Consider the following 13645-nt stretch of genomic DNA (forward strand, 5'->3'; position numbering starts at 1 on the left):
GACGGGCGCGGCTACGGGTGCGGGGGCACCGTCGTCAGCAGCGGCTTGGGGGACGTCCGTCCCGACGACGGGCCCAGCGCGCCGATCAGGAGCACCAGGGCGAGCGCGAGGGCGAGGCCGGTCGCGGCGGCGATCAGGGCGCGCATGCGGGGCCTCCCGGGGGACGGTCCGATGAACCGACTGGATTCTGATGGTTCGTCAGGTCGGGCACCGTAGCAACGGGCGGGCGAGATGAGAACAGCGGTGCACGCACGAACCAGGGCGCCCTCCCCGCCGGAGCGGGAAGGGCGCCCTGTCACGATGCGTCACCCCGCCTGAGGCGACCCGGGAGACGCCGGTCTCCGGAGTGGCTTCCGGAGTCGGTGGCTTCCGGACGCGGCTGCCTCAGGAGGCGGTCGCGGAGGCGGACGGGTCCGGGGACGGGCTTTCCGGGGCGTCGGTGGCGGCCTCGACCTTCAGCTCCACGACGAGCGTCGCACCACCCGCGGTGGTGACGCGGAGCAGGAAGGTTCCCGTGGTGTCGTCGGCGTACAGCTTCGGCAGCGTGAGCAGGCCCTCGGCGTCGGTCCGGAGGCCGGTGAGCGTGCGTACGGCCTTGCCGTCGGCGTCCTTGAAGTAGGGGCCCTTGTCGTTCTCCATGGCGTCGGTCTCGGACTTGATCAAGGTGGCGGTGGTCTCGACCTTGTCCGCGACGGCGCCCTTGTACGTCGCCTTCACCTGGACCTGGTCGGCGAACTCGCCGCCCGGGGTGCAGGTCAGCGGGGCGTCGCCGGTGCGGGCCAGAGTGTCGGCGGCGCGCGCGGTGACGGTCGCCGTGTAGTCGACGCCCTTGACCGAGCGGCCCACGACGGCCGCGGTGACCTTGAAGTCGCCGGTCTTCTCGCCGGCCTGGAGCGCCGGGGCGAGCGCGACACCCTTGGCATCGGTGGCGACCGTGGCCACGCTCTCGCCGCCGGTGAAGGTGGCGTCCGTGTCTCCGGTGATGGTGAACCGGACCCTGATCTTGGCGACGGACTTGCCGGCCTTGGTCTCCGCGCGGGTGCCGATCCGCTCGGTGAAGGCGTCGCCGGCCATCGCCGCGAGCTTCTTCGTGCCGGCGTCCTCCAGGTGGTCCACCAGGTCGGTGTGGGTCGGCGGAGGCGACGGCGGTACGGGCGGCCGCGGCGGCTTGGGGTGGGGGGTCTCGTGGCCGCCGTTGTCGTTGCCGCCGTTGTCGCTTCCCCCCTTGTCGTCGTCGCCCTTGCCGTCGCCCTTGCCGTTGTCGTCCGCGGGCTTCTCGGGCTTGGGGGCCGGCTTGGTCCTCGGCGGCTGCGAGGGGCTCGGGGACGTGGTGCGGCCGGAGTCGTCGTCGCTGCGGTGCTCGGGCACGCCGCCGGAGCCGTCGGGGACGGAGTGGGTGCCCTTGCGGTAGTACTCCATCCAGTTCAGGACCAGGTCGAGGTAGTCCTGCGAGTTGTTGTAGCTGAGGATCGCGCTGTGCAGGTCGGCCTCGTGGGCCAGGTCCCAGTCGTTGCGGCACAGGTAGTGGCCCGCGGCGAGCGCGGCGTCGTAGACGTTGTTGGGGTCCTTCTTGCCGTCCCCGTTGCCGTCGCGGCCGGCCCAGGCCCAGGTGGACGGGATGAACTGCATGGGGCCGACGGCCTGGTCGTAGGTGCTGTTGCCGTCGTACGCGCCGTTGTCGGTGTCCGGGATGAGCGCGAAGCCGTTGCCGTCGAGCTGCGGGCCCAGGATCCGGTGCAGGGTGGTGCCGTCGGCGTCGACCTGGCCGCCGCGGGCCTGCCCCGACTCGACGTTGCCGATGGCGGCGAGCAGTTGCCAGGGCATGTTGCAGCCGGGCTTGGAAGAGCGCAGTTCGGCGGCGGCCTTCTGGTACGCGTCCAGGACGGTGGCGGGGATGCCGCCCTCGGTCCTGCCGCCTACGGAGCCGGAGGGGCCGACGCTCGACGAGGGGCTGGGCCGGGGGCTGTTCAGCGGCGGCAGGTCCGTGTAGTAGGGCGAGTTGCCGGTGGCGTTGCCGTCGCCGTCCGGTACGGAGGTGGCGGTGCCTGCCGTTGTCTGTCTGCCGGGGTCCTCGCCGGTCGCTCCCGGAGCCTGGGACGCGGAGAGAGCCGCGACCGCCACCGCGGCCGCGGCGGTGGTCGCCGCTCCCTTGCGCAGCCGCCTGCCGAAATGCGCCGCCATAGAGTGAACCCCTCCCATGGACGCCCGCGCGTCCGTCACCTGCTCTGTCTGCCTCGCTCTGGTGTGACGGTTGACCCGGTGTTCTGGTTGCCCCTGTTCCGTCTTCAGTTCAGTGCGACGTGTGTACGACCGTGCGCCCGGCACGGCGCCGCAGGCGACCCTACGACAACTTGCTGTGAGCGGGCACCCGTTGACGCCCGGATTTCACCCTTTGGCCGACTGTGGCCGGGGAGAATCCGCTCGGACGGCGTCGCGCATACTGGGCGGAACCGATCACCGGCACCGGAGTCCGGGCCGTCGAACGCTGTGGAGGCTCCGTTGCCGTTCACGCTCAGCCATGCGGCGGCCGTGCTGCCCGCGATCCGCCGGGACGGCAGCGGCCGTGGCCGGCTGGTGCCGGCGGTGCTCGTCGCGGGCTCGTTCGCGCCCGACATGCCGTACTACGCGGCCGGGATCCTGCCGGGCGGGATGGAGTTCGGCGCGGTCACGCACGCGTTCGCCGGGGTCGCCACGGTCGACGTGCCCATCGCCTGGGCCCTCGCGGGGCTGTGGCTGCTGGTGCGGGAGCCGTTGCTCGCGCTGCTGCCGCGTGCCCGGCAGGGGCGCCCGGCCGCCCTGCTGCGCTGTGGCGTGCCCCGCGCGCGCGTCGGGGCCGCGTCGGCGGCGCGGTGGTACGGCTCCGCGATGGCCGGGGCGCTCAGCCATGTGGTGTGGGACGCGTTCACGCATCACGACCGGTGGGGCACACGGCTGATTCCGGCCATCGGGCGGGCCCGTCCGGCGGGTGTGCCGCTGTTCACCTGGCTGCAGTACGGGTCGTCCGCGGCGGCTGCCGTGCTGATCGTGGTGTTCGTGGTGCGAGCGTTGCGGCGGGCGCCGGGCGTGGCACCGGTGGGGGTGCCCGTGCTGTCCGGGCGGGACCGGTGGTGGGCGTTCGCGGTGATCGGCTGCTGTGCGCTGGCCGGGGCGGCGCAGCGGGCGGCGCGGTGGCGGGAGCAGCGGGGTGCGGCCGGGCGGCCGTGGGAGCTGGTGCCCACCCTGTGCTTCGGGGTGGGCGCCGGGGTGGTCCTGGGGCTGCTGCTGTACGCCGTGGGGATCAGGGTCTGGCGTCCGGGGTCCGGTCCTGGGGATCCCGGGGATCCTGGGGATCGCGCCGAGGTGGTCGGTGCCGGCCGGGGGCGGCCGGTCGCTCGGTGAGGGACGCGACGAAGACGGTGAGGGTGGGCCGGGGGCGGGATCTCGGGACCAGGGTGAGCGTGAGGGCGAGATAGCCGCGGGCCAGGTCGGTCCACTGGCCCCAGTCGGGCAGGCGGGCCGGGCGGCCGGCGAGCGTGCGCCTCAGGCCCCTGGTGACGTTGCGGACGGCCGTTGCCAGGTCGGCCGGGATGCGGGCGGTGCTTGCGTCGGCCGCGAGGGCCGGGACCGGCGCGGCGGGCATGGCCTGCGCCGGGGCGGTGACCGCCCGGACCCCGGTGACTGCCTCGGGCGTCCGGCGGTGAAGCATGCGTATACCCATGCCCGCAGTGTTGCGGCTGCCGGGGGTCGGGGGCGTTTTGGCGGGGGCCACGAGAGTGACGGATTCCTCCGGGGGTTCGGCCTGCTTGCTGCGGGTGGCGCAAGGGCCGAGGGGTCGCCGGCGGGGCCAGTGCTGCCGGGGGTACGTCGTGGAGGCGGGCCCCCCCCGCGATGTCTCGCGGTGGGTCCGGCACCGCGGGCATGCGTCGCGGCTGGGGAACCCTTCGCGGTCACCGCGGGCCCGGCACCGGCGGGATGCGCCGTGGAGCTGATCGCCGTTGCGGCGGAGGAAACGGCGGAGCCCCCGGGCTCCGGCTGGGCGCGGGGCTCGGGGGCTCTGGGGTCGTGGAGGAGGCGGTGGTGTTGCCGCGGGTGGGTTGTTCCGGTCCGTGGCTCGCCGGCGCCCCCTCCGGCCCGGGGCGGCTAGTGCGCCGCGGATTCCCAGTCGGGGCCCACGCCCACCGAGACGTCCAGCGGGGCCCTCAGCTCGACGGCGGCGGCCATCTCACGGCGGACGATCCGCTCCGCGGCCGCCCGCTCGCCGGGGGCGATCTCCAGGACGATTTCGTCGTGGACCTGGAGCAGCATGCGGGACTTGAGGTCCGCCTCCCGCAGCGCGCTGTCGACCTTGAGCATGGCGATCTTGACGATGTCCGCCGCCGTGCCCTGGATGGGCGCGTTGAGGGCCATGCGCTCGGCCGCCTCGCGGCGCTGGCGGTTGTCGCTGTTGAGGTCGGGAAGATACCGGCGGCGGCCGAAGAGCGTCGCCGTGTAACCCGTCGCCCGGGCCTCGTCGACCGCCCGGCGCAGATAGTCCCGGACCCCGCCGAAGCGCTCGAAGTACGCGTCCATCAGGGCGCGGGCCTCGGCCGCCTCGATGTTCAGCTGCTGGGAGAGGCCGAACGCGGACAGGCCGTAGGCCAGGCCGTACGACATCGCCTTGATCTTGCGGCGCATCTCCGCGTCCACCGCGCCGGGCTCGACGGCGAACACCTGGGACGCGGCCGTGGTGTGCAGGTCCTCGCCGGAGGTGAACGCCTGGATCAGGCCCTCGTCCTCGGAGAGGTGGGCCATCACACGCAGTTCGATCTGGCTGTAGTCCGCGGTCATCAGGGACTCGAAGCCCTCGCCGACCACGAAGCCGCGGCGGATGGCCCGGCCCTCGTCCGTGCGGACCGGGATGTTCTGGAGGTTCGGGTCCGTGGAGGACAGACGGCCGGTCGCGGCCACCGTCTGGTTGAACGTGGTGTGGATGCGGCCGTCGCCCGCGACGGTCTTGATCAGGCCCTCGACCGTGACCCGGAGCTTCGCCTGCTCGCGGTGCCGGAGCATGATCACGGGCAGTTCGTTGTCCGTCTGGCCGGCGAGCCAGGCCAGGGCGTCGGCGTCCGTGGTGTAGCCGGTCTTGGTCTTCTTGGTCTTCGGCAGGGCCAGTTCGTCGAAGAGGACCTGCTGGAGCTGCTTGGGCGAGCCCAGGTTGAACTCGTGACCGGCCGCCGCGTGCGCTTCCTTCACGGCCTGCTGCACCGCGCCCGCGAACATCTGCTCCATGGCTTCGAGATGCGTCCGGTCGGCCGCGATGCCGTGCCGCTCCATGCGGGCGAGCAGGGCGGACGTCGGCAGCTCCATGTCGCGCAGGAGGTCGGCGGCGCCGACTTCCTCCAGGCGGGTCTGGAAGGCCTCGCCGAGGTCGAGGACCGCGCGGGCCTGGACCATCAGGGCCTCGGCCTCGGCGCCGTCGTCCGCGCCGAAGGCCAGCTGGCCGTCGGCCGCGGCGGCCGGCACCAGCTCGCGGTGCAGGTACTCCATGGACAGCGCGTCCAGGTCGAAGGAGCGGCGTCCGGGCTTGACCAGGTAGGCGGCGAGCGCGGTGTCCATGGTCACGCCCTCGACGGACCAGCCGTGCTCGGCGAGGACCCGCATGGCGCCCTTGGCGTTGTGGAACACCTTGGCCCGGCCCGCGTCGGCCAGCCAGGCCGCGAACGCGTTCTCGTCGGCCTCGTCCAGCTCGGACGGGTCGAACCAGGCCGCCGCTCCCCCGGCCGCGGCGAGGGCGACCTCGGCGACGGAGCCGGTGCCCAGCGCCCAGGTGTCGACGGTGGCGACGCCCAGGGTCCCGGTGCCGTGCTCGGTGAGCCAGGGGGCCAGCTCGCCGGTGCCCAGGACCGTGCCGTCGATCTCGACGCCCTCGGCGGCCACCGGGGCGGCTTCGGCCTCCTCCGTGCCCGGGTCGACGGCGAAGAGGCGCTCGCGCAGTGACGGGTTGCGGATCTCCAGGGTGTCCAGGACCATCGTGACGGTCTTGCGGTCGTACGGGGCCCGCTCCAGGTCGGCGACCGACTTCGGGAGCTCGACCTGGCGCTCCAGCTCGGTCAGGACCCGGTTGAGCTTGACCGACTCCAGGTGGTCGCGGAGGTTCTGGCCCGCCTTGCCCTTGACCTCCTCGGCCCGCTCGACCAGCTCGGCGAAGGACCCGAACTGGTTGATCCACTTCGCGGCGGTCTTCTCGCCGACGCCGGGGATGCCGGGGAGGTTGTCGGACGGGTCGCCGCGCAGGGCCGCGAAGTCCGGGTACTGGGCCGGCGTCAATCCGTACTTCTCGAAAACCTTCTCCGGGGTGAACCGGGTCAGCTCCGAGACGCCCTTCGTCGGGTAGAGCACGGTGATGTTCTCGGTGACCAGCTGGAAGGAGTCGCGGTCACCGGTGACGATCAGCACCTCGAAGCCCTCGGCCTCGGCCTGGGTGGCGAGGGTGGCGATGATGTCGTCCGCCTCGAAGCCCGGCACGGCGAAGCGCTGCGCCTGCATCGCGTCGAGCAGCTCGCCGATCAGCTCGACCTGGCCCTTGAACTCGTCCGGGGTCTTGGACCGGTTCGCCTTGTACTCGGTGAACCGCTCGGAGCGCCAGGTCTTGCGCGACACGTCGAAGGCCGCCGCGAAGTGCGTGGGCGCCTCGTCACGCAGCGTGTTGGCCAGCATCGACGCGAAGCCGTAGATCGCGTTCGTCGGCTGGCCGGTCGCGGTCGTGAAGTTCTCCGCGGGCAGCGCGAAGAACGCGCGGTAGGCCAGCGAGTGCCCGTCCATGAGCATCAGCCGGGGACGGCCGCCGCCGGGGTTCTTGTCGGTCTGCTTCGATGCTGTCTCTGCCACGTCCCCGATCCTGCCACGCCGCACCGACAGTCCGGGCCGGACGGTTCCCCGCCGGGCACAGCCGGGCGCGACTCGGTCACCCACCGCGACCGGAGCCCCGCGCCCCCGTGTTCCCGGACCGTGCCCCGCCCGCCCGGCACGGCTGTCGGTACCGCGTGGGAGGATCGTCGGCGTACTTCTCACACGCAGTCGAAGGGGACCGTGCGATGGCGACGAAGCCGCCCAAGGGTGATCCGGTTCAGGACGCGCCGCAGGTCACCGGGCCGAAGCACGCGGCGGCGGGCCTGCCGGCCATCGGGCACACCCTGCGCGTCGCCCAGCGGCAGATGGGCGTGAAGCGCACCGCGCTGACGCTGCTGCGGGTGAACCAGAAGGACGGTTTCGACTGCCCGGGCTGCGCCTGGCCGGAGCCGGACCACCGGCACGCGGCGGAGTTCTGCGAGAACGGCGCCAAGGCGGTCGCCGAGGAGGCCACGCTGCGCCGGGTCACGCCCGAGTTCTTCGCCGCGCACTCCGTCGCGGACCTCTCCGGCCGCAGCGGCTACTGGCTGGGCCAGCAGGGCCGGCTCACCCACCCCATGTATCTCCCCGAGGGCGGCACGCACTACGAGCCGGTCTCCTGGGAGCGGGCCTTCGGCATAGTCGCCGAGGAGATCGGCGCCCTCGGCTCCCCGGACGAGGCGGTCTTCTACACCTCGGGCCGCACCAGCAACGAGGCCGCGTTCCTGTACCAGCTCTTCGCGCGCGAGCTGGGTACGAACAACCTGCCGGACTGCTCGAACATGTGCCACGAGTCGTCCGGGTCGGCGCTCGGCGAGACCATCGGGATCGGCAAGGGCAGCGTCCTGCTGGAGGACCTGTACCGAGCCGACCTGATCATCGTCGCGGGCCAGAACCCGGGCACGAACCATCCGCGCATGCTCTCCGCGCTGGAGAAGGCCAAGGCGAACGGCGCGAAGGTCATCAGCGTCAACCCGCTGCCCGAGGCGGGCCTGGAGCGGTTCAAGAACCCGCAGACCCCCAAGGGCATGCTGAAGGGCGCCGCCCTCACCGACCTGTTCCTGCAGATCCGCATCGGCGGCGACCAGGCCCTCTTCCGGCTGCTCAACAAGCTCGTCCTGGAGACGGACGGCGCGGTCGACGAGGACTTCGTCCGCGAGCACACCCACGGCTTCGAGGAGTTCACGGCGGCGGCCCGCGCCGCCGAATGGGACGAGACGCTCGCGGCGACCGGCCTCACGCGCGCGGAGATCGAGAAGATGCTCGGCATGGTCCTCGCCTCGGAGCGGACCATCGTCTGCTGGGCCATGGGCCTCACCCAGCACAAGCATTCCGTCCCGACCATCCGCGAGGTGGTCAACTTCCTGCTGCTGCGCGGCAACATCGGACGGCCGGGGGCCGGCGTGTGCCCGGTGCGCGGGCACAGCAACGTCCAGGGCGACCGCACCATGGGCATCTTCGAGCGGCCCGCGCCGGCCTTCCTGGACGCCCTGGAGAAGGAGTTCGGGTTCACGCCGCCGCGCGAGCACGGCTTCGACGTCGTCCGGGCCATCCGCGCGCTGCGCGACGGCGAGGCGAAGGTCTTCTTCGCGATGGGCGGCAACTTCGTCGCCGCCTCGCCCGACACCGAGGTCACCGAGGCGGCGATGCGCCGCGCACGGCTGACCGTGCACGTGTCGACCAAGCTGAACCGCTCGCACGTGGTCACGGGCGCGCGGGCGCTGATCCTGCCGACGCTGGGCCGGACCGAGCGCGATCTGCAGGACGGCGGCGAGCAGTTCGTGACGGTGGAGGACTCCATGGGCATGGTGCACGCCTCGCGCGGGCGCCTGCGGCCCGCGAGCCCGCAGCTGAGGTCCGAGCCGGCCATCGTCTGCGGTCTGGCGCGCCGGGTGCTCGGCGAGCGCAGCGTCGTGCCCTGGGAGGAGTTCGGGAGCAACTACGCGGCGGTCCGGGACCGCATCGCGCGCGTGATCCCGGGTTTCGAGGACTTCAACGCGCGCGTGGAGCGGCCCGGAGGTTTCGCGCTGCCGCACGCCCCGCGCGACGAGCGCCGCTTCCCGACCGCCACGGGCAAGGCGAACTTCACGGCGGCGCCGGTGGAGTACCCGGAGTTGCCCGAGGGCCGGCTGCTGCTGCAGACCCTGCGCTCGCACGACCAGTACAACACCACGATCTACGGACTGGACGACCGCTACCGGGGCATCACGGGCGGGCGCCGGGTGGTCCTGGTGCACCCCGAGGACGCACGGTCGCTCGGGTTCGCCGAGGGGGCGTACGTCGACCTGGTGAGCGAGTGGCGGGACGGGGTGGAGCGGCGGGCGCCCGGTTTCCGGGTCGTGCTGTACCCGACGGCCCGCGGGTGTGCGGCGGCGTACTACCCGGAGACGAACGTGCTGGTGCCGCTGGACGCCACCGCCGACACCAGCAACACCCCGGCCAGCAAGTCCGTCGTCGTACGTCTCGAAGATCACACCGGGGACACGGCCGGCCGTCTGGAACAATCGGCGACCGACTGAGCGTTTGCTCAGCGGTAGACAGGTGGACGAAGAACGGAGCCGGGCCCATGGGCGAGCAGCAGCGAGTGAAGTTCCCGCAGGAGATCATCGACGAGTACGCGGCGCTCGGCGTGGACCTGCCCGCCCTGTTCTCGGCCGGACACCTGGGCACCCGCATGGGCGTGCAGATCCTGGAGGCCTCGCCGGAGAAGGTCGTCGGGACCATGCCGGTGGAGGGCAACACCCAGCCGTACGGCCTGCTGCACGGCGGCGCGTCCGCGGTGCTGGCGGAGACCCTGGGCTCGGTCGGCACGATGCTGCACGGCGGCAGCTCGAAGATCGCGGTCGGTGTGGACCTGAACTGTACGCACCACCGCGGGGTCCGGTCGGGCCTGGTGACGGGCGTGGCCACGCCGGTGCACCGGGGCCGGTCGACGGCGACGTACGAGATCGTGATCAGTGACGAGGAGGGCCGCCGGGTCTGCTCCGCCCGGCTCACCTGCCTGCTGCGGGACGTGCGCCCGGGCGACGGGGCTCCGTCGGAGTCCACCGGGAGCTGATCCGCCGCTTCCGCGGAAAGCCAGGCTCCGCTTCCGCCGGAGCGTTGCCCCTCGCCGTCCCTCCCCTTAGCTTCGGCACATGGGACGGCGAGGAGGCCCCCCGCCGGGGGTGAGGTTCCTGGTACTCGGGCTGGCGTTGCCGGCACTGCTGTGCGCGACGGCCTGCGCCGGGCCCGGCACCCTCCGGCGCCCCGCCGGCCCCGATGCCTCCCCGCGTCCGGCCCGTCCCTCCGCCGCCTCCGAAGGCGCGCCGCGGCCCGCCGGCCCCACCACCGCCCCCGCCGCGGCCTCCGCCGCCGGCCTGTGCGCCAGGATCGTCGCCCACTGGTCGCGCGAGGCACTCGACGGCGGCACCTACGGCGACTACCAGTCGATGGGCCTGTCCAACGGGCAGTACGAGATCCTGAGGGACGTCGTGGACGCCGCACGGCCCGTGAGACGCCGTCAAGGCACTGCGGCGGCCAACAGGTTGATCGACCGTCAGGCGCGCGCGGGCTGCGCCGCCCGCTATCGCCACGGAACCCCGAGCGCAGGCCCCTGGTCATGAGCGGCATCGGACCACTGGAGCCCGGCGAGGACACCCACGCCTGGGACGGCCGCCCGCCCAAGGCCCCGCGGCCGGCCGGCCGGACACGCACGGCCCTGGCCGCCTGGCACCGCCGTCACCGGCGGATCACCTTCGCCCTGCTCGCCGCGGCCGTCCTCCTGGCAGGGGGCGGCTATCTCCACGCCACCCGTCCGCAGCGGCCGCCGGAACGCCCCGAGCGTCCGCGTGCCGAGGTGCCGTACCCGGTCCAGGTGGCGGACGTCACCTACCTCGACGGCCGCACCACCCCGGCGGACGCCCCGCCGCGCAGCTTCAGCTTCGCCGTCCTACTGAGCGTGACATCGGGACCGCCCGTCACCGTGACGCGTGTGACCCAGCCGTACGCAGGGCTGTCACTGACGACGGAACCTCAAGTTCCCTTCCAGACAAAGGCCGGTTCGGCCCACAAGATCACGATAACGATGCACGTGACGAAATGCGGAAAAGCCCCCAGGAACGCCGCCCTCCCTTTCCTGGACGTAACTCTGCGTAATGCGCGCGCAATGCAGGTACAGAGCTTCATCCTGGGCCCGCGCTACGCGCAGGACCTCTCCCGGTCCCTGGAAGTCGCCTGCAGCAACAGACTTCGGTAATCAGCAAAACAGCCGAGACGCCTGAATTGATCATGGCGGGTCCTGCGGGTTCTCAGAATGCGGACGCCGCGAATCCACCTGAATTCAGCCTTCCCGCCCACGCAGTACCGCTGTGCATTACGTCGTGTCATAACAAGAGCGTCACAGCCTCGGTCAGACACTCCTCCACGTTCCCCACACACGCCTAGAGTCACGGCCAGTCACCGCGCCTTCGGATTCTCAATTCAGCGCGGCGCGCGACTCGACCGCTTCCACGGGGAGGCGGTTGCCTGGGGAAAGGACTGATCGTGCGTCAACGTTCGCTTATCGCCATCACCGCCGCGCTGGCGGCGGGAGCGCTCACCCTCACCGCCTGCGGCTCGCGTGACAGCGGCGACAAGAAGGACTCGGGCGACGGCGGCGGCACCACCGTCGTCATCGGTGTCGACGCCCCTCTGACCGGCGACCTGTCCGCCATGGGCCTCGGCATCAAGAACTCGGCGGACCTCGCCGCCAAGAACGCCAACAAGCAGAACCTCGTCAAGGGCGTCACCTTCAAGACCGAGGCCCTCGACGACCAGGCGCAGCCGTCCGCCGGCCAGCAGAACGCCTCCAAGTTCGTCAGCGAGAAAGAGGTCCTCGGCGTCGTCGGCCCGCTGAACTCCTCCGTCGCGGAGTCCATGCAGAAGGTCTTCGACGACGCCAAGCTGGTCCAGGTCTCGCCGGCCAACACCGGCCCGGCCCTCACCCAGGGCCAGGACTGGCAGACCAAGAAGGTCCGCGGCTACAAGTCGTACTTCCGCACCGCGACCACGGACGCCATCCAGGGCCCGTTCGCCGCCCAGTACGTCTTCAACGAGGCCAAGAAGAAGAAGGTCTTCGTCATCGACGACAAGAAGACCTACGGCTCCGGCCTCGCCGCGACCTTCACCGACGAGTTCAAGAAGCTCGGCGGCAAGGTGGTCGGCACCGAGCACATCAACCCCGACGCCAAGGACTTCTCCGCGGTCGCCACCAAGGTGAAGAACTCCGGCGCCCAGGTGGTCTACTACGGCGGCGAGTACCCGCAGGCCGGCCCGCTGAGCAAGCAGATCAAGGCCGCCGGCGCCAAGATCCCGCTCGTCGGCGGCGACGGCATCAAGGACGACACGTTCATGAAGCTGGCCGGCTCCGAGGCCACCGGCGACCTCGCCACCTCCGTCGGCGCCCCGGTCGAGGACCTCCCCTCCGCCAAGCAGTTCGTCGCCGACTACAAGGCCGGCGGCTACAAGGAGGAGTACTCCGCCTACGGCGGCTACGCCTACGACTCCGCCTGGGCGATCATCGAGGCCGTCAAGAAGGTCGTCGACGACAACGGCGGCAAGCTCCCCGACGACGCCCGCGCCAAGATCACCGAGGCCATGCAGGGTGTGTCCTTCGACGGCGTGACCGGCAAGGTCTCCTTCGACGAGTTCGGCGACGCCACCAACAAGCAGCTCACCGTGTACGCCGTGAAGAACGGTGCCTGGGTCCCGGTCAAGTCCGGTACCTACTCCGGCTGACCCACGCCCGAACCACCAAGAGCCGCGCGGGGCGCTGTTCCACTGGCGCCCCGCGCGGACTCACATCCGGCCACATCCCTCGCACTTTCCGAACGCTCGGAGGACATGCGGTGAACGAACTGCCGCAGCAGCTGGTCAACGGCCTGCTACTAGGATCCATGTACGGGCTGGTCGCCATCGGCTACACAATGGTCTACGGCATTGTCCAGCTCATCAACTTCGCCCACGGCGAGATATTCATGACGGGAGCCTTCGGCGCCCTCACCGTCTGGCTCTGGCTCCCCGGCGGCACCAGCATGTGGCTCGCGCTGCCGCTGATGATCGTCGGTGCCATCATCGTCGCGGTCGCCATCGCCGTCGGGGCGGAACGGTTCGCCTACCGGCCCCTCCGCACCGCCCCACGCCTCGCCCCCCTCATCACCGCCATCGGCCTCTCCCTCGCGCTCCAGCAGGCGGTGTGGGCCTGGTACCCGGAGGCGAAGTCCGCGCGCACCTTCCCGCAGATCCCCGGCGGCCCGTTCGAAATCGGCAACGTCACCATCCAGACCGGTGACATCTTCCTCGTCCTCGCGGCCCCCATCAGCATGGCGATCCTCGCCTACTTCGTGATGAAGACCCGCACCGGCCGCGGCATGCAGGCCACCGCCCAGGACCCGGACACCGCCAAGCTGATGGGCGTCAACACCGACCGCATCATCGTGATCGCGTTCGCCCTCGGCGCCGCGTTCGCCGCCGTCGGAGCCGTCGCCTACGGCCTGAAGTACGGCGAGATCAACTTCCGCATGGGCTTCATCCTCGGCCTCAAGGCCTTCACCGCGGCCGTCCTCGGCGGCATCGGCAACATCTACGGAGCCATGATCGGCGGCGTGGTCCTCGGCGTCGCCGAGACCCTGGCCACCGCCTACATCGCCGACATCCCGGGCATGGACAAGTTCGGCAGCCAGTCCTGGGCCGACGTCTGGGCCTTCGTACTCCTCATCCTCGTACTGCTGTTCAGGCCACAGGGTCTGCTCGGCGAGCGCGTCGCGGACAGGGCGTGACA

At 71.6% G+C, this 13645-nt stretch carries 11 protein-coding genes; 7 read left to right on the forward strand and 4 right to left on the reverse strand.

The window, feature by feature from the left end; genetic code table 11:
• Positions 1-11: 11 nt before the first annotated feature.
• Positions 12-146, reverse strand: coding sequence for an SPW_0924 family protein (locus tag FHS34_RS33820; protein WP_184972628.1), 135 nt, complete (start codon positions 144-146; stop codon positions 12-14).
• A gap of 238 nt (positions 147-384) precedes the next feature.
• Positions 385-2181, reverse strand: a complete 1797-nt coding sequence (locus FHS34_RS33825) for a lytic transglycosylase domain-containing protein (protein WP_184972630.1) — start codon at positions 2179-2181, stop codon at positions 385-387.
• A 318-nt stretch (positions 2182-2499) separates the two neighbouring features.
• On the opposite strand from FHS34_RS33825, the gene FHS34_RS33830 reads away from it, so the two are divergent.
• A complete protein-coding gene (locus FHS34_RS33830) occupies positions 2500-3378 on the forward strand; it encodes a DUF4184 family protein (RefSeq protein WP_184972632.1) in 879 nt (292 codons plus the stop codon).
• On the opposite strand, the gene FHS34_RS33835 is transcribed toward FHS34_RS33830, so the two are convergent.
• Both FHS34_RS33835 and polA read right to left on the reverse strand, forming a co-directional pair.
• Complete coding sequence (locus FHS34_RS33835) at positions 3278-3697, reverse strand: hypothetical protein (protein ID WP_184972634.1); 420 nt, start codon at positions 3695-3697, stop codon at positions 3278-3280. The two genes, FHS34_RS33830 and FHS34_RS33835, sit on opposite strands and share 101 nt — an antisense overlap.
• Positions 3698-4119: 422 nt before the next feature.
• Positions 4120-6846, reverse strand: coding sequence for a DNA polymerase I (gene polA / locus FHS34_RS33840; protein ID WP_184972636.1), 2727 nt, complete (start codon positions 6844-6846; stop codon positions 4120-4122).
• A 206-nt stretch (positions 6847-7052) separates the two neighbouring features.
• On the opposite strand from polA, the gene FHS34_RS33845 reads away from it, so the two are divergent.
• The 6 genes from FHS34_RS33845 to FHS34_RS33870 all read left to right on the forward strand — a co-directional run bounded on the left by FHS34_RS33845 (position 7053) and on the right by FHS34_RS33870 (position 13643).
• Positions 7053-9365, forward strand: coding sequence for an FdhF/YdeP family oxidoreductase (locus FHS34_RS33845; RefSeq protein ID WP_184972638.1), 2313 nt, complete (start codon positions 7053-7055; stop codon positions 9363-9365).
• Between the two features lie 47 nt (positions 9366-9412).
• Positions 9413-9904, forward strand: coding sequence for a hotdog fold thioesterase (locus FHS34_RS33850; RefSeq protein WP_184972640.1), 492 nt, complete (start codon positions 9413-9415; stop codon positions 9902-9904).
• Positions 9905-10013: 109 nt separating this feature from the next.
• Positions 10014-10451 (forward strand): hypothetical protein, encoded by a 438-nt coding sequence (locus tag FHS34_RS33855; RefSeq protein ID WP_372478627.1) that lies wholly within the window; start codon positions 10014-10016, stop codon positions 10449-10451.
• Positions 10448-11083 carry a Tat pathway signal sequence domain protein gene (locus FHS34_RS33860; RefSeq protein WP_184972642.1) on the forward strand — a complete coding sequence of 212 codons (636 nt, stop codon included), beginning with the start codon at positions 10448-10450 and terminating at the stop codon, positions 11081-11083. Before FHS34_RS33855 ends, FHS34_RS33860 begins: the two co-directional genes overlap by 4 nt.
• A 287-nt stretch (positions 11084-11370) precedes the next feature.
• The gene (locus FHS34_RS33865) at positions 11371-12603 is read left to right on the forward strand and encodes a branched-chain amino acid ABC transporter substrate-binding protein (protein ID WP_184972643.1); all 1233 of its coding nucleotides are present in this window, start codon (positions 11371-11373) and stop codon (positions 12601-12603) included.
• Positions 12604-12713: 110 nt separating this feature from the next.
• On the forward strand, positions 12714-13643 hold the full coding sequence (locus FHS34_RS33870; RefSeq protein ID WP_184972645.1) for a branched-chain amino acid ABC transporter permease: 930 nt from the start codon (positions 12714-12716) through the stop codon (positions 13641-13643).
• Positions 13644-13645 lie beyond the last annotated feature (2 nt).

Origin of the sequence: Streptomyces echinatus, assembly GCF_014203595.1 — a bacterium.
Lineage (GTDB): Bacteria > Actinomycetota > Actinomycetes > Streptomycetales > Streptomycetaceae > Streptomyces > Streptomyces echinatus.

What these genes read in the sequence shown, in the direction of transcription:
- FHS34_RS33820 (WP_184972628.1), bottom strand. Translation starts at nt 146, where the DNA reads ATGCGCGCCCTGATCGCCGCCGCGACCGGCCTCGCCCTCGCGCTCGCC.
- FHS34_RS33850 (WP_184972640.1), top strand. Translation starts at nt 9,413, where the DNA reads ATGGGCGAGCAGCAGCGAGTGAAGTTCCCGCAGGAGATCATCGACGAG.
- FHS34_RS33825 (WP_184972630.1), bottom strand. Translation starts at nt 2,181, where the DNA reads ATGGCGGCGCATTTCGGCAGGCGGCTGCGCAAGGGAGCGGCGACCACC.
- FHS34_RS33835 (WP_184972634.1), bottom strand. Translation starts at nt 3,697, where the DNA reads ATGGGTATACGCATGCTTCACCGCCGGACGCCCGAGGCAGTCACCGGG.
- FHS34_RS33860 (WP_184972642.1), top strand. Translation starts at nt 10,448, where the DNA reads ATGAGCGGCATCGGACCACTGGAGCCCGGCGAGGACACCCACGCCTGG.
- FHS34_RS33845 (WP_184972638.1), top strand. Translation starts at nt 7,053, where the DNA reads ATGGCGACGAAGCCGCCCAAGGGTGATCCGGTTCAGGACGCGCCGCAG.